General features: G+C 67.4%; 23 protein-coding genes. 8 read left to right on the top strand and 15 right to left on the bottom strand.

The window, feature by feature from the left end; all coding sequences use genetic code 11:
* Positions 1-35: 35 nt before the first annotated feature.
* Positions 36-1,472 (bottom strand): aldehyde dehydrogenase family protein, encoded by a 1,437-nt coding sequence (locus tag Q3A80_RS10735; protein ID WP_446329024.1) that lies wholly within the window; start codon positions 1,470-1,472, stop codon positions 36-38.
* Between the two features lie 257 nt (positions 1,473-1,729).
* Here Q3A80_RS10735 and Q3A80_RS10730 point away from each other — a divergent pair, with 257 nt between their 5' ends.
* Positions 1,730-2,095 (top strand): hypothetical protein, encoded by a 366-nt coding sequence (locus Q3A80_RS10730; RefSeq protein WP_446329023.1) that lies wholly within the window; start codon positions 1,730-1,732, stop codon positions 2,093-2,095.
* Positions 2,096-2,117: 22 nt separating this feature from the next.
* Here the strand turns inward: Q3A80_RS10730 and Q3A80_RS10725 are convergent, their stop codons facing one another.
* Positions 2,118-2,582 (bottom strand): Lrp/AsnC family transcriptional regulator, encoded by a 465-nt coding sequence (locus tag Q3A80_RS10725; RefSeq protein ID WP_446329022.1) that lies wholly within the window; start codon positions 2,580-2,582, stop codon positions 2,118-2,120.
* Between the two features lie 133 nt (positions 2,583-2,715).
* Here Q3A80_RS10725 and Q3A80_RS10720 point away from each other — a divergent pair, with 133 nt between their 5' ends.
* Positions 2,716-3,762, top strand: coding sequence for a zinc-dependent alcohol dehydrogenase family protein (locus tag Q3A80_RS10720; protein WP_446329021.1), 1,047 nt, complete (start codon positions 2,716-2,718; stop codon positions 3,760-3,762).
* Between the two features lie 211 nt (positions 3,763-3,973).
* Here the strand turns inward: Q3A80_RS10720 and Q3A80_RS10715 are convergent, their stop codons facing one another.
* Positions 3,974-5,566: an ABC-F family ATPase gene (locus Q3A80_RS10715; protein WP_446329020.1), complete on the bottom strand. Its 1,593-nt coding sequence runs from the start codon at positions 5,564-5,566 to the stop codon at positions 3,974-3,976.
* 168 nt (positions 5,567-5,734) lie between these two features.
* Here Q3A80_RS10715 and Q3A80_RS10710 point away from each other — a divergent pair, with 168 nt between their 5' ends.
* A complete protein-coding gene (locus tag Q3A80_RS10710) occupies positions 5,735-6,187 on the top strand; it encodes a lipocalin-like domain-containing protein (protein WP_446329019.1) in 453 nt (150 codons plus the stop codon).
* A 129-nt stretch (positions 6,188-6,316) separates the two neighbouring features.
* Here Q3A80_RS10710 and Q3A80_RS10705 read toward each other — a convergent pair whose 3' ends face one another.
* Complete coding sequence (locus Q3A80_RS10705; RefSeq protein ID WP_446329018.1) at positions 6,317-8,626, bottom strand: AsmA family protein; 2,310 nt, start codon at positions 8,624-8,626, stop codon at positions 6,317-6,319.
* Positions 8,627-8,779: 153 nt separating this feature from the next.
* Between Q3A80_RS10705 and Q3A80_RS10700 the strand changes: the two genes are divergently transcribed.
* Positions 8,780-9,481, top strand: a complete 702-nt coding sequence (locus Q3A80_RS10700) for an ABC transporter ATP-binding protein (RefSeq protein ID WP_446329017.1) — start codon at positions 8,780-8,782, stop codon at positions 9,479-9,481.
* Positions 9,478-10,281 (top strand): ABC transporter permease, encoded by an 804-nt coding sequence (locus Q3A80_RS10695; protein ID WP_446329016.1) that lies wholly within the window; start codon positions 9,478-9,480, stop codon positions 10,279-10,281. The genes Q3A80_RS10700 and Q3A80_RS10695 overlap by 4 nt, the downstream gene beginning before the upstream one ends.
* Positions 10,282-10,323: 42 nt before the next feature.
* Here the strand turns inward: Q3A80_RS10695 and Q3A80_RS10690 are convergent, their stop codons facing one another.
* From Q3A80_RS10690 to Q3A80_RS10680, 3 genes are all read right to left on the bottom strand, one after another.
* Positions 10,324-10,797 carry a PliI family lysozyme inhibitor of I-type lysozyme gene (locus Q3A80_RS10690; protein ID WP_446329015.1) on the bottom strand — a complete coding sequence of 158 codons (474 nt, stop codon included), beginning with the start codon at positions 10,795-10,797 and terminating at the stop codon, positions 10,324-10,326.
* Between the two features lie 240 nt (positions 10,798-11,037).
* Positions 11,038-11,589 (bottom strand): DUF6013 family protein, encoded by a 552-nt coding sequence (locus Q3A80_RS10685; protein WP_446329014.1) that lies wholly within the window; start codon positions 11,587-11,589, stop codon positions 11,038-11,040.
* Positions 11,590-11,749: 160 nt separating this feature from the next.
* Positions 11,750-12,766 (bottom strand): zinc-binding alcohol dehydrogenase family protein, encoded by a 1,017-nt coding sequence (locus Q3A80_RS10680; RefSeq protein ID WP_446329013.1) that lies wholly within the window; start codon positions 12,764-12,766, stop codon positions 11,750-11,752.
* A 130-nt stretch (positions 12,767-12,896) separates the two neighbouring features.
* Between Q3A80_RS10680 and Q3A80_RS10675 the strand changes: the two genes are divergently transcribed.
* Together Q3A80_RS10675 and serB are read left to right on the top strand one after the other, a co-directional pair.
* Positions 12,897-13,838, top strand: a complete 942-nt coding sequence (locus tag Q3A80_RS10675) for a LysR family transcriptional regulator (RefSeq protein ID WP_446329012.1) — start codon at positions 12,897-12,899, stop codon at positions 13,836-13,838.
* 189 nt (positions 13,839-14,027) lie between these two features.
* Positions 14,028-14,873: a phosphoserine phosphatase SerB gene (serB, locus tag Q3A80_RS10670; protein WP_446329011.1), complete on the top strand. Its 846-nt coding sequence runs from the start codon at positions 14,028-14,030 to the stop codon at positions 14,871-14,873.
* 76 nt (positions 14,874-14,949) lie between these two features.
* Here serB and Q3A80_RS10665 read toward each other — a convergent pair whose 3' ends face one another.
* The 4 genes from Q3A80_RS10665 to rimO form a co-directional block, all read right to left on the bottom strand.
* Complete coding sequence (locus Q3A80_RS10665) at positions 14,950-16,134, bottom strand: cystathionine beta-lyase (RefSeq protein WP_446329010.1); 1,185 nt, start codon at positions 16,132-16,134, stop codon at positions 14,950-14,952.
* 110 nt (positions 16,135-16,244) lie between these two features.
* Positions 16,245-16,787, bottom strand: a complete 543-nt coding sequence (locus tag Q3A80_RS10660) for a hypothetical protein (protein WP_446329009.1) — start codon at positions 16,785-16,787, stop codon at positions 16,245-16,247.
* Between the two features lie 204 nt (positions 16,788-16,991).
* Positions 16,992-17,918: a sugar kinase gene (locus tag Q3A80_RS10655; protein ID WP_446329008.1), complete on the bottom strand. Its 927-nt coding sequence runs from the start codon at positions 17,916-17,918 to the stop codon at positions 16,992-16,994.
* A gap of 3 nt (positions 17,919-17,921) precedes the next feature.
* Entirely contained in the window at positions 17,922-19,283 is a 1,362-nt protein-coding gene (rimO, locus tag Q3A80_RS10650; protein WP_446329007.1) for a 30S ribosomal protein S12 methylthiotransferase RimO, read from the bottom strand.
* Between the two features lie 285 nt (positions 19,284-19,568).
* Here rimO and Q3A80_RS10645 point away from each other — a divergent pair, with 285 nt between their 5' ends.
* Complete coding sequence (locus Q3A80_RS10645) at positions 19,569-19,823, top strand: hypothetical protein (RefSeq protein ID WP_446329257.1); 255 nt, start codon at positions 19,569-19,571, stop codon at positions 19,821-19,823.
* A 79-nt stretch (positions 19,824-19,902) separates the two neighbouring features.
* On the opposite strand, the gene Q3A80_RS10640 is transcribed toward Q3A80_RS10645, so the two are convergent.
* The 4 genes from Q3A80_RS10640 to Q3A80_RS10625 form a co-directional block, all read right to left on the bottom strand.
* Entirely contained in the window at positions 19,903-20,700 is a 798-nt protein-coding gene (locus Q3A80_RS10640) for a lysozyme inhibitor LprI family protein (RefSeq protein ID WP_446329256.1), read from the bottom strand.
* 397 nt (positions 20,701-21,097) lie between these two features.
* Positions 21,098-21,664, bottom strand: coding sequence for a polyhydroxyalkanoate synthesis repressor PhaR (gene phaR, locus Q3A80_RS10635; protein WP_011549704.1), 567 nt, complete (start codon positions 21,662-21,664; stop codon positions 21,098-21,100).
* A gap of 118 nt (positions 21,665-21,782) precedes the next feature.
* Positions 21,783-22,523 carry a 3-ketoacyl-ACP reductase gene (locus Q3A80_RS10630; RefSeq protein ID WP_059583517.1) on the bottom strand — a complete coding sequence of 247 codons (741 nt, stop codon included), beginning with the start codon at positions 22,521-22,523 and terminating at the stop codon, positions 21,783-21,785.
* 119 nt (positions 22,524-22,642) lie between these two features.
* On the bottom strand, positions 22,643-22,751 hold a 109-nt coding region (locus Q3A80_RS10625; protein WP_446329255.1), incomplete at its 5' end, for a hypothetical protein.

Genomic DNA, 22,751 nt, shown 5'->3' with positions numbered 1-22,751 from the left:
GAGCGTGCCGTTGCGGGCGATGCGGAATTCCGCGCTCAGGCCGGATTCGCCGGCTTCAGCTGCATCGACTTGTATTCGAGATACTCTTCGAGACCGTACACGCCGTTCTCGCGGCCGTGCCCCGACTGCTTGTAGCCGCCGAACGGCGCGGCGCCGTTCCACGCGCCGCCGTTGATGTCGACCTGCCCGGTGCGGATGCGCCGCGCGACGCGCATCGCGCGCTCGTCGCTGCCCGCCCACACCGCGCCGCCGAGCCCATACGGCGAATCGTTCGCGATCCGCACCGCTTCCTCCTCATCGCGATACGTGATGATCGACAGCACCGGCCCGAAGATTTCTTCCTGCGCGATCGTCGATTTCGGATCGACGCGGCCGAACACCGTCGGCTTCACGAAGAAGCCCCTGTCGAGCCCTTCCGGCAGACCCGTGCCGCCCGTCACGAGTTCCGCGCCGTCGTCGATCCCGCGCTGGATGTACGCCTGCACGCGCTGCTGCTGCACGGCCGACGCGAGCGCGCCCAGACGCGTCGTTTCCTGCCGCGGATCGCCGGCGATGTAGGTTTCGGCCGCCGCCTTCGCGATCGCGCGCGCCTCTTCGTAGCGTGCCTCCGGCACCAGCATGCGCGTGTGCGCGGAACACGTCTGCCCGGCGTTCAGGTAGCACGCGTTGACCGTACCCTTCACCGCCGCCGCGAAATCGGCATCGTCGAGAATCACCGACGCCGACTTGCCGCCCAGTTCGAGCGCGACGCGCTTCACGCCGGCGGCGGCGAGTTCGGCCACGCGCTTGCCCGCGCGCGTCGAACCCGTGAACGACACCATGTCGACGTCCGGATCGGTTGCCAGCACCTCGCCGACGACCGGGCCGTACCCGCACACGAGGTTGAACACGCCCGGCGGCAGGCCGGCTTCGTGAATCGCCTCGGCGAGCATGAACGCGTTGAGCGGCGCGACCTCGGACGGCTTCAGCACCACCGTGCAGCCGGCCGCGAGCGCCGGTGCGACCTTCAGCGTGATCTGGTTGAGCGGGTAGTTCCACGGCGTGATCGCCGCGACGACGCCGACCGGCTCGCGCACCACCAGCGAGTTGCCGACGCTCGCCTCGAATTCGAACGATTCGGCGAGTTTCGCGTACGCCTTCCAGTTGTAGATTGGGCCGCCGACCTGGATCGCGCGCGACAGCTTGATCGGCATCCCGACTTCGCCGGTGATTGACTGCGCGAGCTCCTCGCTGCGTGCCTGCAGACGCTCGACGATCTTGCGCAGGTAGCCGGCGCGCGTCGCGGCCGGCGTCGCGGCCCATCCGTCGAACGCGGCGCGCGCCGCGCGGATCGCGTCCTGTGCATCCGATGCGACGCCCTCGGGAATCCGGCCGATCACGGCCTCGGTGCTCGAGTCGATCACGTCGATCGTGCCCGTTCCGGCCGGTTTGCGCCATGCGCCGTCGATGTAGAACTGATCGTAGATTTTCATCGCTTCCTGTCTCCCGGAAAACGGCCATTCTAACGAGTGTCGCGCGGCCCGGCGATGACGCCGCGCGGGCCCGCGAGCGCCGCCGGACGGACCGTACGCACGCCGGCGCAACGGCCGCCGAGCGCTGGTTTTCCCGACGTTGCGGCATCCGCGCCACGCCGGTGCGCCACGTGGCCCGCATCGTGCTATGTTTTTAGTATCGGCGCCGGCCGCTGCACGCCGCGCCATCCGGAATCGATGCTTTCGTGAGCGCTGCCATGACCGACGTATCCCACAACCTCGGCTCGCAAGATCGCCTGGAACTGCTGTGCTGGCTCACCTGCGGCAATCTCGGCGCGTTTTACCTGAACGAATCCTGGCCGGACGCAGCGTTCCAGGTGCAGGCCGCGCACCGCTGGCTCGACCGCCATCACCGGCAATCCGACTGGCTCGCGATCGCGAAGCTGGCCGCGCTCGCGCAGGACATCGCGAAGCGGCATGCCGACTTCGTCGATGCGTCGTGGGCGCGCGACGCGGTCGAGGAAATCGTCGATACCGACGACCTCGACTACCGCGCGAAACTGGTGCAGTGGGTGTACGAAGACTGCTGCAAGGCGCTCGCCGACAAGCGGCTGGCCGACTGAGCGCATGCGCCGCTGCGCGCCGTCACGCGATCGGCAGCCGCTGCGTCGACTTCAACTGCCGCAGCGACAGGTTCGAGCGGATGCTGAGCACACCCGGCAGTTTGCGCAGCACCCGTTCGACGAAGTGACTGTAGTCGTCGAGATCGGCGGCCACCACCTGCAGCAGAAAATCCGCCTCGCCGGTCGTGTTGTCGCACGCGAGCACATTCGGGCTTGCGTCGATCAGGCGCTCGAACTCGGCCGTCACTTCCTCGCTGTGCTGCGTGCAGACGATCTGCACGAACGCCATCACGCCGAAGCCCAGCTTCCTGCGGTCGAGCCGTGCGTGATAGCCGGCGATCAACCCCGCTTCCTCCAGCCGCCGCAGCCGGCGCCAGCACGACGTCTCGCTGAGCGAGAACGCTTCGGCGAGCCGCGCATTCGAGATGCGCCCGTCCTGCTGGAGCATGTCCAGCATCCCACGATCGATCCTGTCCAGTTGTTCCATGAAAGCTCCTTGCGGCAAACGCGCGATGGCCGCAAGGCTATCTCAAAAACATCCGTTTCTCAATCGCGAAACGAAAGAACAATCCGCTTCTTCCCGGCTATATTGAGACGATCATTCGATTCAGGAGCAGATAGTGAAAGCAGTCGTCTATGAAGCCTTCGGTGCCGCGCCGCGGCTGATGAACGTCGACGATCCGACGCCGGCCGCCGACGGCGTCGTGATCGAGGTCAAGGCGACCGGCGTGTGCCGCAGCGACTGGCACGGCTGGATGGGGCACGACCCGGACATCGTGCTGCCGCATGTGCCGGGCCATGAGCTCGCCGGCGTCGTGGTCGCCGCCGGCGCGTCGGTCACGCGCTGGAAGGCCGGCGACCGCGTTACCGTGCCGTTCGTCGCAGGGTGCGGCCACTGCCCGGAATGCCACTCCGGCAACCAGCAGGTATGCGAGCAACAGTTTCAGCCCGGCTTCACGCACTGGGGCTCGTTCGCGCAATACGTCGGCATCCACCATGCAGACCTGAATCTCGTGCGGCTGCCCGATGCGCTCGACTTTCCTACCGCGGCAAGCCTCGGATGCCGGTTCGTGACGTCGTTTCGCGCAGTGGTCGACCAGGGCCGCACGTCGGCCGGCCAGTGGGTCGCCGTGCACGGCTGCGGCGGCGTGGGCCTGTCGGCGATCATGATCGCGAATGCGATCGGTGCGAATGTCGTGGCGATCGACATTTCGGATCGCGCGCTCGCGCTCGCGCGGTCGGTCGGCGCAGCGGCGACCGTCAATGCAGCGGAAGTCGCCGACGTCGTCGACGCGGTGAAGGAGATCACGCGCGGCGGCGCCCACGTGTCGCTCGATGCGCTCGGCCATCCGGCCACCTGCTTCAACTCCATCAGCAATCTGCGCCGCCGCGGCAAGCACGTGCAGGTCGGGCTGATGCTCGGCGAGCATGCGACGCCGGCCGTGCCGATGAGCAAGGTCATCGCGCACGAGCTGGAGATCCTCGGCAGCCACGGCATGCAGGCGCATCGTTACGACGCGATGCTCGATATGGTGCATGCCGGCAAGCTCGCGCCGAGCCGGTTGATCGGCAAGGAAATCAGCCTCGGCGAGTCGATCGACGCGCTGATGAACATGAACCGGTTCGAAGGCGCGGGCGTGACCGTTGTGACGGATTTTTCGGGTTGACGGCGGCCGTGGCTTGCATCCCCGCACGCTGACGCGCCGCGGGCGTGACGTCCGCGGCCGCGCGCGCACGAGGCTGCAGCAGCGTGCTCTCGGCGCGCGCGGATTCGGCAATGATTGATGTCAAACACACGGCCCGCATGCGAAAAAGCCCGCCAGGCTTGCACCTGGCGGGCTTCCGTTACATCGGAGCGGGCATGATCGCCCGAGCCGCTTACTCCTGCCCCTGGCTCGCGAGGAAATCCTCGTAGTTTCCGCCGAAGTCGAACAGCGTGCCGTCCGTGCGCACTTCGATGATCCGGTTCGCGAGGCCGCTCACGAATTCGCGGTCGTGCGACACGAAGATCAGCGTGCCTTCGAACTGCTCGAGCGCGATCTGCAGCGACTCGATCGACTCCATGTCCATGTGGTTGGTCGGCTCGTCCATCAGCAGCACGTTGTGGCGGCCGAGCATCAGCTTGCCCCAGATCATGCGGCCCTTCTCGCCGCCCGACAGCACCTTCACCGACTTCTTGATGTCGTCCGACGAGAACAGCAGGCGGCCCAGCGTGCCGCGCACCATCGTTTCGTCGTCGCCTTCCTTGCGATACTGGTCGATCCAGTCCATCAGCGTGATGTCGTCCGGGAACTCCTCGTACGTATCCTGCGGCATGTAGCCGACGTTCGCGTTCTCGGCCCACTTCACCGTGCCGTGATCGAGCGGCAGGTTGCCGAGCAGCGAACGCAGCAGCGTCGTCTTGCCCGCGCCGTTCTCGCCGATGATCGCGATGCGCTCGCCCGGCTGCACCGACAGGTTGAAGTTCTGGAAGATCGTGCGCTCGTACTTCTTCGTGATCTCTTCGGCGACCACCGCGACGTTGTGCAGCTTCTTCTCGAACTCGAAGCGGATGAACGGGTTCTGCCGCGACGACGGCTTGAATTCCTCGATCTTGATCTTGTCGATCTGCTTCGCGCGGCTGGTTGCCTGACGCGCCTTCGACTTGTTCGCCGAGAAGCGGCGCACGAAGTCCTGCAGCTCGGCCACGCGTTCCTTCGCCCGCGCGTTCGCCGCGGCCTGGCGCTCGCGCGCCTGCGCCGATGCGAGCATGTAGTCGTCGTAGTTGCCCGGCCAGACCTTCAGCGTGCCGAAGTCCATGTCGGCCATGTGCGTGCACACCGAGTTCAGGAAGTGACGATCGTGCGAGATGATGATCATCGTCGAGTTGTACTCGTTGAGCGTGTGCTCGAGCCAACGGATCGAGTTGATGTCGAGGTTGTTGGTCGGTTCGTCGAGCAGCAGCACGTCCGGCTTCGAGAACAGCGCCTGCGCGAGCAGCACGCGCAGCTTCCAGCCCGGCGCGACGTCGGCCATCGTGCCGTTGTGGAACTTCTCCTCGATGCCGATGCCGAGCAGCAGCGCGCCCGCACGCGCTTCGGCGTCGTAGCCGCCGTATTCGGCGAACTTGCCTTCGAGCTCGGCCGCGTGCATGTAGTCGTCGTCGGTGGCGTCCGGGTTCGCGTAGATCGCGTCGCGCTCGGTCATCGCGGCCCACATTTCGGTGTGGCCCATCATCACGACGTCGAGCACGCGCACGTCTTCATACGCGAACTGGTCCTGGCGCAGCTTGCCCAGGCGCACGTTCGGCTCCAGCGCGACGTTGCCGGCGCTCGGCTCGAGGTCGCCGCCGAGGATCTTCATGAAGGTCGACTTGCCACAGCCGTTCGCGCCGATCAGACCATAGCGGTTGCCCTCGCCGAATTTGACCGAGATATTCTCGAACAAGGGCTTCGGCCCGAATTGCATCGTGATGTTGGCAGTAGAAAGCACGGCAGGTCCCGTAAGAGAGAAATCGACGGAAAACCGTGTATTTTAGCAGGTGTCGGAGAAACTGCCGACCGCACCGCTGCGGCGGCCCCTGGCACGCCCTTGCCCGGCGCCGCGCAGCCCCGTCAACACGACGGCACGCGCAGCATCGCCGTCATACCGGAACCTCGCATGCCTGCCAGCACGCTTCGCGACCAACTCGTCGGCGCATGGCGCCTCGTGTCCTACGAAGTCCGCCCGCGCGACGGCGGCACCGTCACCTACCCGCTCGGCCGCGACGTGCGCGGCTGGATTCTCTATACGCCGGACGGCTACATGTCCGCGCAACTGATGGCAGCCGGCCGGCCGCCGTATGCGGACGGCGACCTGCACGGCGGCAGCCCCGAGGAGCGCGCCGCCGCCGCGCGCGGCTATATCGCGTATTCGGGCCCTTTTAACGTCGACGACAACGGCACGCTCACCCATGAAATGGACGTCAGCCTGTTTCCGAACTGGATCGGCAACGTGCAGCAGCGGGTGGTCAGCGTGGACGGCGATCGTCTGCAGCTCGGCACCGCCGCACCCGTGACGATCGATGGCCGCGAGGTCGATGCGGTGCTCGTCTGGGCGCGCGCGCGCCGCTGATCAGCGGCGGCTCGACAGGCTGCGCACGCGCCGCGCGGCCACAGCGGGTACTGCGGTTACTGCGGTTCCTACGGCCGCGCCGGCATCGCGCCGCGCGCGGCCGGCGGCTTCCGCCGCGGCCGTCGCGCGTCACTTGCCGGCCTTTTCGGCCTCCTTCTGCGCGGCCTTGGCCTTCATCTGCCCGAACAACTGCGCGCACGGCACGTCGCGGTTGTTGCTCGGCGCGATCAGCGGGATCAGCGCCGCGAACGGATTGATCAGCCCGAGCCCGACCATCGCACCGGCGCGCAGCGCGAGCGCGCCCGCTTCGACGCCGACCTTCGGGTTCTTGAACGTGCCCTTCGCGTACAGCGGCGAGCGCAGCGAGAAAATCCGGAAGCCCTTCGTGTGCGGATGGATCTTCAGGTCGAGCGATTCGTCGCGCAGGTTGATCGGGCCGTCCATGTTGATCAGTGCATCGTCCGTATCGAGCGCGAAGACCTTCGGCTGGAGGATGCCGTCGTTCGCGACGAAATCGATCGCCGCACAATTGATGTTGACGTCGCGCGTGCCGAACAGCTTCTCGTAGACGACGTTCGCGACGTTCAGGCCCGCCGCCTCCATCAGCAGCAGGCTGATGCGGCCGTTCGTGATCAGCGCCTTCACTTCGCCGGTCGACGTCGCGGCGAGCGCGGCCGGCGAATTGCCGGTCGCCGACAGCGACGCGTCGCCGTTGATCTCGCCGAGCGCGGTCTGCATCACCTTCTGGGTCGGGAACAGCTGCTTGAGCTTCAGGTGACGCGCGCTCAGCGTGAAGCGCCCCTTGAGCGGCGTGCGGCTGCCGTCGAGATGCGCGTTCGTCGCGAGCGTGCCGCCTGCGACGCCGAACTGCAGCGGCTCGAGCGTCAGCACGCCGTCCTGCAGCAGGATGTGCGTGTACAGGTTCGTGATCGGCAGCTGCGGGCTCTTGATCAGCTTGCGGCCGGTGAACTTCACGTCCGCGTCGATCGCGCTCCAGCGTTCCGTGCGGAACGCCGCAACCGGCAGCACGCGATCCGGCGGCTGGCGCGTCGTGTCGCCGCGCTTCTTCTTGCTTGCAGCCGAGTCGGCGCCGATCACCGGCGCGAGGTCGGAGAACTGCAGCAGGTTCGATACGAGTTCGCCCGACAGCTTCGGCCGCGGCTTGCGCTGCGCCCACGTCAGCGTGCCGTGCAGATCGCTGCCGCCGACGCGGCCGTTGAAGTTCTCGTAGCGGAACGTGCTCGCGTTCTGCTTGATGTTGCCGATCAGGTGCCCTTCGGTCGCATACGGCGGCGTGTCGGGCAGCGTGATGCCGGTGAGCTGGTACAGATGCGACATCGTGGTGCCCTGCAGCCACAACCGCAGGTCGAGCGCCGCCAGATGCATCGGGTCGGTCAGCGTGCCGACGATCGCGAGCCGCGTGTCGCCGGCCTTCACGTCGGCCTGCAGCGGGAACGGCTGCGTCGCGTTCTCGATCGCCAGCACGCCGCCCACCTTGCCGGTGCCGGCGATCGGCACGTTCTTGTAGCGGCCGTCGACCTTGAGGCCGAACGCATAGGTCGGGCCGGACGGCTTCGCGGGCACGGCGGCGCCGGATGCGGCCGATGCGCCGCTCGCGCCGGATGCGGATGCAACCGTCGATGCGGAGGACGCAGAATTCACCACCGACGCAGGCAGCACACCCGATGCGGCCACGGGCGTCGATGCCGCGCTCGCGACCTGCGCCGCCGATGCGCCGGATGCACTCGATGCAGCCTCGTTGTTCGCCTTCGCGGCGAGTTGTGCGGCGCCGCGCTTGCCGACGCGCTGGGCGGACGCCGCGCGCGATTTCTGTTCCTGCTCCTTCAGCACGTCGCCGAGCGGAATCGGCTGGCCGAGCGTATCGATCCCGATCGTCAGATCGGCCTTGGTGATCGCATCGCGATAGACGACGGTACCCTTCGCGAACCCGAAGCTGTCGAGCCGCACTTTCCACTTGTTCGGTTGCCCCGATTGCTTGAACTCGAAGGTCCACGTGTTGCGGCCGTCGGCGAGCCGCTCGAGGTCGACCGCGGGATTGACGACGTCGATCGACGGAATGACGATCTGGTGTGCGAAGAGCGGGAGAATCGCGACATCGAAGTGCGCGGCATCGAGCGTGACGAACTTGGGGCCCTTCGCCCAGTCGGGGTTGCCGATCTCGAGCTGGGTGGCCGACAGGCGCGGCCACGGCACCCATGCACGCCAGCCGGTCTCGCCCTGCGGGCGCCGCCAGTCGACGCGGAGATCGCCGTTGATCGCAAATGGACGGCCGAGTGCGGTACTCACATGTTCGTTGACCCACGGTTTCGCGCGGTTCCAGTCGAACGTGACAATGAAGACGCCGGCAGCCACGATGATCAGTGCGACGATACCGACGATCCATGCAGCCGTTTTGCCGATGGCTCGGGTTAGCGTCATGGCGGTTCCGTTGTTGTTCTGCAGAGTTGGCGCGCCATGTCGGGGCACGTGCGTGAAGCGCACGAAGCACGGCATCGGCGGCTTTTCAATGGGTATTATGACGCACGCTGCGGCAACGCCCCGGCGCCATTAACGCTTTTTTTCATTTGTGACATGACAGTCCCCACCGGTCTCATCGATGCCCAGCGCATCACGCGACGCGACGCGCCCACCGGCAAGATCTTGCTGACGCCGACCGACTTCAGCCTCGCCGCGGGATCGCGAATTGCTATCACCGGACCATCGGGCTCAGGCAAGAGCGTGCTGCTGCGCGCGCTCGCGCTGCTCGATCCGCTCGACGGCGGCCATGTGCTGTGGCGCGGCAAGCGCATCAGGCGCGGCGCGATTCCGCGCTACCGGCGCAGCATCGCGTACGTGCGCCAGCGGCCCGCGCAGATGGACGGCACCGTCGAAGCGCAATTGCGCTATCCGTATTCGCTCGCGGTCTATCGCGACGCGAGGTTCGATCGCGCGCGCGTGGAAGCGCTCGCCGCACGGGCCGGCCGCGGCGCCGATTTTCTCGACAAGCGCGCGAGCGAACTGTCGGGCGGCGAAGCGCAGATCGCCGCGCTGTTGCGCGTGCTGCAGCTCGACCCCGACGTGCTGCTGCTCGACGAGCCGACGTCCGCGCTCGATCCCGATTCGACGCGCGCGATCGAAGCCCTGGTCGGCGCATGGTTCGATGCGGCGTCCGACACGCGCGCGTACATGTGGATCTCGCACGATCCGGCGCAGGCCGCCCGGATCGGCACGATGCGGCTCGTGATGCAGGCCGGCGTGCTGCATGCGGCGAACCCGGCGGAGGCCGCGCAATGAGTCCGACGCTGCAGGATCTCAGCCTCGTCGACGTCGGCATCGCCGCCGCGCTCGTCGCGGTCAACGGCGCGATCTCGGCCGCGCTGTCGCTCGGCCTCGGACGCCAGCTCGCGCTCGCCGCGGTGCGCACCGTCGTGCAGTTGCTCGCGATCGGCTACGTGCTCGGCTGGGTATTCGGCCATCCGCACTGGACCGTCGTGCTGCCGATCACCGCGCTGATGACGCTGATCGCGGGTTTCGCCGGCGCCGCGCGCGGCAAGCATGCGTACCGCGGACAGCGCATCGACAGCATCGCGTCGATCTGGTTCAGCAGCTGGATCGTCGCGGCGATCGGCCTGTTCGTCGTGATCCGCATTCACCCGTGGTACGAGCCGCAGTACGCGATCCCGATCCTCGGGATGATCCTCGGCAATACGCTCACGGGCGTGTCGCTCGGCGTCGAGCGGATGATGGAGGAGCTCACCGCACGGCGCGATCGCGTCGAGACCGCGCTCGCGCTCGGCGCGACGCGCTGGGAAGCCGCGCAGGACGCCGCGCGCCAGGCCGTGCGCGCGGGCATGCTGCCGACGCTGAACCAGATGGCCGTCGTCGGCGTCGTGAGCCTGCCGGGGATGATGACCGGCCAGGTGCTCGCCGGCCAGTCGCCGCTGCAGGCCGTGCGCTACCAGATCGTGATCATGTTCCTGATCGCCGCGGCATCCGCGCTCGGCACCGTCGGCGCGGTGCTGATGACGTATCGCCGCCTGTTCTCGGCCGATCACCGCTTTCTTGCGACGCGGCTCCTGGAACGCGCGCGGTGACGCGCGGCGTCGCGGCGCGCGCGGCGTTCGCACGGCGCGCCGTCAGCGCGCGGGGCGGCGTTTGCCGAGGGCCTCGCGCAATGCGGTCTTCACGTCGGCATCGGGCGCGAGCCCGTCGACCGACGCAACGAGCCGCACCGCGCGCGGCGTCGTCACGAAGGCCTGCGCGCCGACATAACCACCGCTGCCGGCCGAGCGTGTCGTGACGACGAGCGCCTGATGCGCTCGCGCGCCGAGGTCGGCCGTGAACGCGTCGGCAACGGTGCCGTCGCGCGCATGCAGCACACCCGTCACGTAGTCGTCGGTATCGAAGCCCGGCCCGGTGTGCGCGGTCGAATACACGCGCACCGCATAGCTGCCGGTCGAACACGGTTCGAGCGCGCCGCTCGACACGACCGCGATCTGCTGCCGCGACGGCAGTTCGACTTTTTTCACGAAGCTGCAGTCGTCGGCCGCGTGCGCATGGACGGCAACGAACGCAGCGGCCAATAGCAGCACGCGCATGCGATGTTTCATCGGATTGTCGTGTGGGAAAGATGGCGGATGCCGCCGAGGATAGCGTGACATCCGCAGGACGTCACGCGACACGTAGCGCCGCTGCCAGGGCGCGCGCTGCGTGACGAGCATGACGGAACACGAAGGAATGGTCGGCAACCGCGCGCCGCGACACAGTCACGCGCGGCGATAAACGGATCGTCCGGATACGCGGGCGGTTGGTTGCGCGCGCACCGGACGAGTCTCCGGCGCGCGGGCCGCTCAGTGCTTGATCGACACGGTCACTTTCGTGCCGTCGCTCATCGTGACCGACTTCGATCCGCCATTGGTCGAAATCGACACCCACTTGACCTGGCTCACCGACACGGCGTCCGGGCACTGCAGCGACTTGCCGCCCGCGCTCACGTTGCGCGTGCCTTTCGGCGCGGCCGCCTGGAAGCTCAACTGCACGTTCGCGATCCCCTTCGCGTCGACCGACGGCGCGAGCCGCACCTGGGTCTGGCGCACCATCGCGCCGTTCGCGTCGCGCGGCAGGTTGTCGGCGTTCGGACAGCCGTCCTGCATCGCGACCGCGCCGCCCGGCGGCACCGACTTCCAGTTGAAGTCGTCCGTTTCGCCCGAGCGGATCTTGCGGGTCTCCTGCGTATTGCCGAAGGTCTTCGAATCGACCTTGACCGTGTATTCGAGCTGCCCCGTGCCGCCGCCCTTCAGGCTGCCCTTGACCGGCGGCGCCGCGAATACGCTCGCGCTGACGCATGCCGCCGCGAACACGGCCGACCACGATGCGGCGACTGACAAGCTGCGTTGGCTCATGCTGACCTCCTTGTAATGCGGCGGCACGCGCGTGCCGCGCGGTTTTCGATGCATGATGCGTTGCCAGTCTACCGCCAAGCGGCATGCAATGCGCCGCAAACGCATCGGGTGTTACCCCGCTTGCGTTCGCGGCCGCGCATCCCGTACGCGCGATGCCGGATCAGAAGCCGCTCAGCACCAGCTTGCCGATCGCCCGCCCGCCCTCGAGCAGTTGATGCGCGCGCCGCACGTTCGCCGCGTTGATCGTGCCGAGCTGTTCGCCGAGCGTCGTGCGCAGCGTGCCGTCGTCGACGAGCCGCGCGACCTCGGTCAGGATCTTGTGCTGCTCGATCATGTCCGGCGTCTCGAACATCGCGCGCGTGAACATGAACTCCCAGTGAAACGCGGCGCTCTTCGCCTTCAGCAGCTCGACCGGAACCGGCTTCGCGTTCTCGACGATCGTGCAGATGCCGCCCTGCGGCCGGACGATTTCCGCCGCGGCCGGGAAATGACGGTCCGTGTCGTTGAAGATCAGCACGTAGTCGACGTTCGGATGACCGATGTCGCGCAGCTGCGCGGGCAAGTCGCCGAAATGGTCGACCACGTCGTCCGCGCCGAGCGAACGCACCCATTCGGCCGATGCGGGCCGCGACGCCGTCGCGATCACGCGCAGCTTGCCGAGCGTCTTCGCGAGTTGGATCGCGATCGAACCGACGCCGCCCGCGCCGCCGATGATCAGCACCGACTTGCCCGCATCGGCGCCCTGCGGCGACACGCGCAGCCGGTCGAACAACGCCTCCCACGCGGTCAGCGCAGTGAGCGGCAACGCGGCCGACGCCGCGAAGTCGAGCGTGCGCGGCTTGTGCGCGGCGATCCGCTCGTCGACCGCGTGGAATTCGCTGTTCGCGCCGGGGCGCGTGATGCTGCCCGCGTAGAACACCGCGTCGCCGGGCCGGAACAGCGTGACCTCGGCGCCGACCGCGACGACGGTGCCGGCCGCGTCCCAGCCGAGCACGCGCGGGCTGTCCTCGACCTGCGGCTTCGGCGCACGCACCTTGGTGTCGACCGGGTTCACGGAAATCGCCTCGACCTTCACGAGCAGGTCGCGCGGGCCGGGTTCGGGCTGCGGCACGTCCACGTCGAGCAGTGCTTGCGGGTCGTCGATCGGTAGGTAACGGGTCAGTCCAACGGCTTTCATCATGAGGCTCCTGCAAGGTTCGGGGAAATCTGGCGGGCCGCGGCGCGACCCCGTGAACGCCATCGTAGGACGCCCGATCATTCGAGAAAACCGCTATATTTCCTGAAACATTTTCAGGAATTCCAGAATAATGGCCTCCGATCCGATCCCCGCCGCCGACAAGCCGCTCGACCTGCTCGACGTCGGCCTGTTCGTGCGCGCCGCGCTGCTCGCGAACGTGAGCGCCGCCGGGCGCGAGTTCGGCGTGTCGGCCGCGGTCGCGAGCGCGCGCATCGCGCAGCTCGAGCGTCAGCTCGGCGCGCGCCTGTTGCATCGCACCACGCGCCGCATCAGCCTCACGCAGGACGGAGAAGTGTTCATGGCCCGCGCCGAGGCGCTGCTGGCGGCCGCCGACGCCGCGCGCGCCTCGGTCGGCCATGGCCGCAGCGAGCCGTACGGCCGGCTGAAGGTGTCGATGTCGTCGTCGTTCGGCCGCCAGCACGTCGCGCCGGTCATTCCGGCGTTCCTGCGCCGCTATCCGTCGGTATCGCTCGACCTGCGGCTGTCCGACGAGATCGTCGATCTCGTCGACGACGGCTACGACGTCGCGATCCGCCTCGGCGCGCTGAAGGATTCGACGCTCGTCGCGCGCAAGCTGGCCACGAACCGGCGCGTGCTGTGCTGTTCGCCCGCGTATCTCGCGGAACGCGGCACGCCGCGCCATCCGGCCGATCTCGCACAGCACGAATGCGTGATCCTCGGCGACCAGCGCGACTGGTCGTTCGTCACGCCGCAAGGGCGGCTCACCGTACGGGTCGGCGGCCGGCTCGTCGCGAGCAATGGCGAGGCGATCCGCGAGGCGCTCGTCGACGGCTTCGGCATCGCGATCAAGTCGACCTGGGACGTCGCCCCGCTGCTCGCGAGCGGCGCGCTCGTCACCGTGCTCGACGACTATCCGTTCGCGGACGACGTTGCGATCTGGGCCGTCTACCCGAGCCGCGCGCACGTGCCGCTGAAGACGCTCGCGTTCATCGCGTTCCTGGCCGAACACTTCGGCGATCCGCCTTACTGGGATCGCGCGGACGCGCACTGAGCATCGTCCGCCGAGCGGCGCTGGCGGCCGCGCCGGCCATGCCGCCGCGGCGATCCGGTCGCGTCCGGGCCCCGACCGGCTACAATGTCGCGTTCGCGACGCAGCGGCCCGACGCCGGACGGGGCCCGCGTTCGCAGGCAGCCGCCCGTCGGCCGCGCATGCGTTTCATTCGCTTCCAATCATTCCGTCATGACCCACAACCTCGTCATCCAGAGTCTCGCGCCGCTGTCGGACGCGCATCACAAACCGCTGCTCGCGCTGTCGCGCGGCACCCGCATCGTGCAGACCGACGAGCACGCGCTGCGCATCGAAGGCGCGAACCCGGCGCAGCGCCTCGACATCGACGCATACTGCGGCACGCATGCGCTCGACTTCGGTTTCGTCGAAGCCGGCCGTACGCTCGGCGATTTCGGCCTCGTCGTGATGGACATGGACTCGACGCTGATCACGATCGAATGCATCGACGAGATCGCCGATTTCTGCGGGCTGAAGACGCAGGTCGCCGAGATCACCGAAGCAGCGATGCGCGGCGAGATCCGCGACTTCAACGAAAGCCTCACGCGGCGCGTCGCGCTGCTCGCGGGGCTCGACGCGCACGCGCTCGAGCGCGTGTACGAAGAGCGGCTGCAGCTGTCGCCGGGCGCGGAGACGATGCTCGCCGGCGTGAAGGCCGCAGGCCTGAAGACGCTGCTCGTGTCGGGCGGATTCATGTTCTTCACCGAGCGCCTGAAGGCGCGCCTCGGCCTCGACTACGCGCACGCGAACACGCTCGAGATCGTCGACGGCAAGCTGACCGGCAAGGTGCTCGGCGAGATCGTCAACGCGGACGTGAAGGCGCGCCTGCTGCGCGACACGTGCGCGTCGCTCGGCATCGCGCCGAGCCGTGCGATCGCGATGGGCGACGGGTCGAACGACCTGAAGATGATGGCCGAAGCGGGCTTGTCGGTCGCGTTCCACGCGAAGCCCGTCGTGCGCGACGCGGCCACCGTCGCGTTCGACCACGTCGGTCTCGACGGCCTGCTGCGGCTGTTCTGATCCGCGCACGGCACCAATGAAAACGCCGGCGCGATGGTGAATCGCGCCGGCGTTTCGCTTTTCGGTTCCGGTCCGGTTATCGGCCCAGCGTGGCCTGCATCGCCCGCTCGATGTCCGCGCGCAGGTCGCCTTCGTCTTCGAGACCGATGTAGAAGCGCACCAGCGTGCCGCGATGCGGCCAGTCCGTGCGCATCGACGCCACGTCGTACGGCATCGCCAGACTGCACGCGCCGCCCCAGCTCCAGCCGATCGCGAACAGCTCGAGCGACTCGACGAAACGATCGATCTGCTCGCTGCTGTAACGTTCGTCGAACACCACCGAGAACAGGCCGCCCGCGCCGGTGAAGTCGCGCACGAACGATTCGTGGCCCGGGCAGTCCGGCAGTTGCGGATGCAGCACGGCCGCGATCTCCGGACGCGCCTTCAGCCATTGCGCGAGCGCCAGCGCGCTCTTGCCGTGCGCGTCGAAGCGCACCTGCATGCTCGGCAGGCCGCGCATCACGAGCGAGCAGTCGTCGACCGACACGCCGATCCCGCAGCGCATCCGCGCGAGCTTCAGTTGCGCGTGCAGTTCGGCGTTCGCGGTGATCGTCGCGCCCATCAGCACGTCGCTGCCGCCCGACTGGTACTTGGTCAGCGCCTGCACCGAGATGTCGACGCCATGCTCGAACGGCTTGAACGCGAGCCCGGCCGAATACGTGTTGTCGATCGCGGTGACGATGCCGCGCGCCCGTGCGGCCGTCGTGATCGCGCGCACGTCGGGCACTTCCATCGTCACCGAGCCCGGTGCCTCGATCCAGATCAGCCGCGTGTTCGGCTGGATCAGGTCGGCAATCCCGGCGCCGACGAGCGGATCGTAGAAGCGCGCGGTGATGCCGAAATCCTTTGCGAGCCAGTTGCCGAAATCGGCGTTCGGCCCGTAGATGTTGTGCGGGATCAGCACGTCGTCGCCCGCCTTCACGATCCCGAAGTAGACATTCGTGATCGCCGCGAGACCCGACGGCTGCAGCAGCGCGTGCGTGCCGCCCTCGATCTCGGCGAGCCGCTGCGCGAGCGCGAGCGACGTCGGCGTCGCATGCAGCCCGTAGCGCCACTGGTTGTCGTTGTGCCAGACCAGCTCGCGCATCGTCGCGAGATCGGGGAACACGACCGTCGACGCCCGCGCGACCGGCGGCACGAACGAACGGAAGCCGTCCGGAATGACGTCGTCGGGTTGAACGATGCGGGTTTGCAGCGCGCGCTTCGGGGTGGATGCAGTCATGGCAGCAGGCCGGGGCAAGGCCGTTCGGTTGCGGAAGATGTCGCTAGATTAGCCAAAATCGGCGCGGTTGGCCCGGTACAGTGCGCGCCGCATGCACCAAGCCAGCGCGTTCAGTCGTCGGTACGCAGGTTCATCACGCCGCCGACCGTCTCGATTTCCTGCACGCGGCCGTCGCGTACCTGCAGCGCCGCGCGCTTGCCGGCCGCCGGGTGCAGCACGACCGGTTGCGGGTCCGACTCGTCCGAATTCATCCGGTCGGCCTTCAGCTCGCCCGTCGCGTCGAAGCGGCCGATCCAGACGCCCGTGATGTTCGTGCCGTCGTTCGATTCCTCGATTTCGAGCGTGTCGCCGTCGCGATCGCCGGCGAGCAGGATCACCTCGCCCGTGTCGGCGAACTGGTATTCGCCGTGCACGCCCTCTTCATCCGTCTTCGGCCCGAGATGGACGACGATCGGCCGGTCGCCGAGCGTGCCTTCGTAGCGCGGCAGACGTGCGAACTCCGGATTCGGCCGCAACGGCCGCGCCGGCGCCGTATCGTCCTGCTGCACGCCCGATGCAGCGGGCTGTGCCGCAGCCACGCCCGGCATCGCAAGCGCCGCCGCCAGAGCGCCGGTGATCACCAGCGCCCGTTGCCATTCCGAATATCGACCCACCTTGTGTTGCTCCCTTGCTTCAGATTCGCCCGAAAATCGCGGCGATACGTGGTCCGCCGGCGATGGATGTCATCGCGAGCGTCAAGCGGCCGCCGATGCGACGGCACCGCTCGCGCGATACGCACGCCGTTCGCCACTGCCGCTCCTTCACATCGCTTGTCGCGCGTGCGAGAGGCTGGCCGCATCCGCGCTCCGCGATCCGCGTCAGCCCTGCATCAGGCGTTCCACCGCCGCGCGGTGCGGAATCGGCGCGACCGCACCGTAGCCCGTCGTCGACAGCGCCGCCGCTGCGTTCGCGTAACGCGCGGCCGCGAACGGATCGTCGCCCGCGACGATCCGCGCAACGAACGCGCCGCCGAAGCAGTCGCCTGCACCGGTCGCGTCGACGGCCTCGACCGTAAAACCCGGCACCACGCGCCGTTCGTTCGGCGTTGCAACGTACGCGCCTTCCCTGCCGAGCTTCAGCGCGACGATCTGCGGCCCGTGCTCGAGCATCGCATCGACGATCGCGTCGCGATCGTTCGCGCCCGTGAGCGCGGTAACGTCGTCCCAGCTCGGCAGGCAGATGTCGGTCTGCCGCAGCGCTTCGCGCATCACCGCGCGGGCGCGCGGCAACGGCCACAGCTTCAGGCGCAGGTTCGTGTCGAAGCTGACCTGCGCGCCGTTGCTGCGCGCATGATCGATCGCCGCGAATGCCGCGTCGCACGCGGCCGTGCCGATCGCGAGGCTGATACCCGACAGATGCACGGCCTTCGCTGCGGCCAGCGCATCGAGCGGCAGGTCGGCCACCGAATAGCGGCTCGCCGCGGAGCCCGCGCGCAGATAGTCGAACTGATGACCGTCGATGCCGTGCGTGACGAAATACACGCCGGTCGGCGCCGTGCGGTCGATCCGCACGTACGTCGTGTCGACCTGCTCCGCGGCCCACATGTCGGCCAGCAAACGTCCGAACGAATCGTCGCCGATCGCCGACACGAAACCCGTCGACGCGCCCTGGCGCGCCGCGGCGATGCAGAAATTCGACGTGTCGCCGCCGAAGCCCTGCAGGAACTCCGGACGGCCCGGCTGCGACTGGTTGAATTCGATCATCGCCTCGCCGAGCGCGAGGATCTGCGGGAACGCTGCGGTCATCGCTTACACCTCGCCCCACAGGTCGTGGCCGTCCGCGCCGGTGATCTTCACCGACACGAAATCGCCGACCTTGTAGCGCTTCGATGCCTTCGCCGCCGGCTCGACATAGACGACGCCGTCGATCTCCGGCGCATCCGCCGCGGTGCGGCCGATGCCGCCTTCCGCGCTGACCTCGTCGATCAGCACCTTCACGGTCTTGCCGACCTTGCGCTGCATGCGCTGCGCCGATACTTCCTCCGCGACTTCCATGAAGCGCGCGCGGCGCGCTTCGCGAACCTCGTCCGGCAGTGCGCCGTCGAGTTCGTTCGCGGTCGCGCCTTCGACCGGCGAATACGCAAAGCAGCCGACACGATCGAGTTCCGCTTCGCGGATGAAGTCGAGCAGCGTGTCGAACTGCTCTTCCGTCTCGCCGGGGAAGCCGGCGATGAACGTGCTGCGGATCGTCAGGTCCGGGCAGATCTCGCGCCACTTCTGCACGCGCTCGAGCACCTTCTCCGCGTTCGCCGGGCGCTTCATGCGCTTCAGCACTTCCGGATGCGCGTGCTGGAACGGCACGTCGAGATACGGCAGCACGTGGCCCTTGAACGGACCTTCGGCCATCAGCGGAATGACTTCGTCGACGCTCGGATACGGATACACGTAGTGCAGGCGCACCCACGCGCCGTACTGCGCGGCCAGTTCGCCGAGCGCGGCGACGAGGTCGGTCATGCGCGTCTTGATCGGCTTGCCGTTCCAGAAGCCCGTGCGGTACTTCACGTCGACGCCGTACGCGCTCGTGTCCTGCGAGATCACGAGCAGTTCCTTCACACCCGACTTGAACAGGTTCTCGGCCTCGAGCATCACTTCGGCAACCGGACGCGACACCAGATCGCCGCGCATCGACGGGATGATGCAGAACGTGCAGCGGTGGTTGCAGCCTTCGGAGATCTTCAGGTATGCGTAGTGACGCGGCGTGAGCTTGATGCCGGCGGCCGGCACGAGGTCGACGAACGGATCGTGCGGCTTCGGCAGGTGCGAATGTACGGCCTGCATTACTTCGCCCACGGCGTGCGGGCCGGTCACGGCGAGCACCTTCGGGTGGACTTCCTCGATCAGGTTCGAGCCGCTCGCGCTCGACTTCGCGCCGAGGCAGCCGGTGACGATCACCTTGCCGTTCTCGGTCAGCGCTTCGCCGATCGCGTCGAGGCTTTCCTGCACGGCTTCGTCGATGAAGCCGCAGGTGTTGACGACGACGAGGTCGGCGCCGTCGTACGTGCCGGAGATTTCATAACCTTCGGCGCGCAGCTGCGTGATGATTTGTTCGGAATCGACGAGGGCCTTCGGGCACCCGAGGGACACGAAGCCTACTTTGGGGGACTGGGACATCTGGAATGTGGGGGCGTGAGCGGCAAAAGCGTGAGTTTACAGCTATTTATGGGTCAGCGAGGCAAAACCGGCGGCCGGGGCGCCGGGGATCACGGCCCCAATATGCGGCACGCACACGCGAATCGAGCTGCCGGGGCATCGGAGATCGAGCCCTTTCAAGCCGGCGCCGTTCAAGCGCGGGCCGCGATCGCCCCGACACCGCCGCACGACAATCGCCCCGGCACCGCCCCGCCGCTATGCGAGAATCCCGACATCCACTCTCTTCACCTGCCCAACGGGGTTCGCATGACCACCCACATCACGATCGAATTCACCGAGCACGCGGCCGAAACCATCGGCGAGCAGACCAGCACCAGCTTTTCGTATGACCAGGGCGCGCATGTGCCGCAGCCCGGCGACTTCGTCGAACTCGAAAATTCGCGCCAGACGTTTCTCGTGATCGGCCGCGTGTTTTCGCTGAAGGCGAACTACTGCGCGGTGAAGCTCGTCCTCGACCTGCCGCCGGCGGACGAACACGAGGATTTCGGTCCGGCGCATTGAACGGAGCCGCCGAACCGCGGCGCGACCAGGTTGCAAGACCAGCCGGTGCAAACCGCATGCACGCAGGCAATCGCCGCCGTTACCGCGAATTCGGAAACGCCGCCGCCGTCAGGCATCGCTCGAACCACAGCGCATCGTCGCCATCGCCGATCGGCCAAAGCTCCGCGTCGAGCTGCGGCAGCCCGGCGGTCGGCACGGGCCCGCGATTGCCGTCGCCGGACGCCGCGGCACGTACCCATCCCGATTGCGCGCCCCCGGTGTCGCACGCGGTCGCATGCGCCTGCGCTTCGCAGAACGCGACCGTGTGCGCGTTCGCGCCGTCGACCGCACTGACCCCACGATACTGATACACGGCGCCGGTCGCCCAGTCCTCGCTCTGGCTGCACACCCGCGCGCGGTGCTGCACATGGACCGCGCCGAAACACGCATACGAAACGTGCGCGCCGCTCGCATCGTCCGGGATGAAATCGCAGTCGGCGTCGAAGCCCGTCAGCGGGCCGCCCGAGTATCTGGCAAGCCAACGGCGCTCGGCCTGCGCACGCGCGATCAAGCCGTTGCCGGACCGGTCCGCCAGCACCGCACTGCGCCGGTCGATCGCCTTGCGCAGTTCGTCGACGGCCAGCGGGCGGCCGTCGTAATCGGCAGCGAGGCGCTTGTTGCGCGCATTGATCCAGCGGCGCTGGCTGCGCACGAGCATGTCGCGGATGGCAGCGTCCGGCGCGGCCTTCAGCACGCCGTCATAGCTGGCATTCATTCGCGCGTCGGCATTGCGCAGTGTCGCATTCGCGCAGATGCGCTTTTCGATCGGCAACGTGGCTTTCGCGCAATCCATCGCGAAACCCGGTCGGCTCGCAAGCCCGATGCCCAGCAAAAACATCGACGCGAAACCGGCGAGCCTGCGCGCCGACGCCATTCGAATCCCTCGCATGCTTTCTCTCAGTCGGTTTGCTTTTTTGCCGCCAGCGCGACACGGCACCGCCCATCCTGGCGTGCCCGCGACCGGTACGCACACGCGCCGTCGGCGCGACATGTCATGGTCTTGCTTCGCTGCTGGTCTGGAGTTCGAACGACCGACGACGGTCATGGCCGCCGTGCGCGAGGGCACGGGCGGCCGATGCCGGCGATCGGGAACGACCGTCGGCGACAGCTTGCGGCAGCGGGCCGGCCGACCATCGCGATGCCGAAGCACGCGACCGGCGTCACCGCACCGCTGCGCGTCGCGGCACCGGCCGTCCGGCGGCTCGCGCCGCCGCGGCCGGCCTGCCGCGCGAGCGTTACTTCTTTTCCGGTTCCGGCGCGCCCGGCTGCTTGAACGGGAACGTGCTGAACATCGACTTCGCCTGGTTCTGCATCTGCTCCTGCATCTGCACGAACATGTTCTTCGACTGCTCGATGTAGCTCGTCATCATCCCTTGCATCATCGGCGCCTGCATGTTCATGAACTGCGACCAGACTTCCGGATTCATCGCGTTGCCTTCGTAAAGGTTCTTCGACTGATCGGCAAGCTTGTTCTGGATGTCGATGAATGCCTGGATGTTCTTTTCCAGGTACGTGCCCATCATCCCCTGCATCGCATGACCGTAGAAACGGATGATCTGCGATAGCATCGACGACGAGAACATCGGCACGCCGCCGCTCTCCTCCTCGAGGATGATCTGCAGCAGGATGCTGCGCGTCAGGTCTTCGTTGGATTTCGCATCGACGACCTTGAAATCCTCCTGTTCCAGCACGAGCTGCTTGACGTCGGTCAGCGTGATGTACGTGCTTGTCTCGGTATCGTAGAGCCGGCGGTTCGGGTACTTCTTGATGAGCCGCTCGGCCGTTTTCTTTGTAGTAGTCATGTAACGCCTTTCGGTGCAGCGTAGCGCAAGTGACAAATCCCCGCCTCCCGGTGCGGGAGGCGGGGGCCTTCGGAAACGCCAGGCTGCGCGGCCGGGCCGGCCTGCGCAGCCCGGACGTTCAGCCCATGTGCAGGCCGCCGTTCAGCGAGAAGTCGGCGCCCGTCGCGAAGCCGGAGTCGTTCGACGCGAGCCACGCGACGATCGAGCCGATTTCTTCCGGGCCGCCAAGACGACGCACCGGGATCGTCGCGACGATCTTCTCGAGCACGTCCGGACGGATCGCCTTCACCATGTCGGTGCCGATATAGCCGGGCGACACGGTGTTGACCGTCACGCCCTTCGTCGCGACTTCCTGCGCGAGCGACATCGTGAAACCGTGGATGCCGGCCTTCGCGGTCGAGTAGTTCGTCTGGCCGAATTGCCCCTTCTGGCCGTTCACCGACGAGATGTTGATGATCCGGCCCCAGCCGCGCTCGACCATCCCGTCGATCACCTGCTTCGTCACGTTGAACAGGCTCGTCAGGTTCGTGTCGATCACGGCCGTCCAGTCTTCGTGCGTCATCTTGCGGAACACGACGTCGCGCGTGATGCCCGCGTTGTTGACCAGCACGTCGATCTCGCCGACTTCCGCCTTGACCTTGTCGAACGCTGCCTTGGTCGAGTCCCAGTCGCCGACGTTGCCTTCCGACGCGATGAAATCGTAGCCGAGCGCCTTCTGGTCCTCGAGCCATTTCACGCGGCGCGGCGAGTTCGGGCCGCAACCCGCGACCACCTTGAAGCCGTCTTTCGACAGACGCTGGCAGATGCTGGTGCCGATGCCGCCCATCCCGCCCGTTACGTACGCAATTCGCTGAGACATAAATCTCACTCCATTTTTAGATTCGAGAGCTGCCGGAGGCCCCCTCTGACTTCACGTAGCGCCGGCCGAAGCCGCAATCGGCCGGCGCCCGGATCGGTTTCGCGGCGACGAGCTGCCGGTTACGGACGCTCGACCGCGAGCGCGACGCCCATCCCGCCGCCGATGCACAGCGACGCCAGCCCGCGCTTCGCATCGCGCCTGACCATCTCGTGCAGCAGCGTCACCAGA

The organism is Burkholderia sp. SR8, from assembly GCF_052851275.1.
Note: the sequence above shows the minus strand (reverse complement) of the source record. Positions and strands in the feature narration are given on the sequence as shown.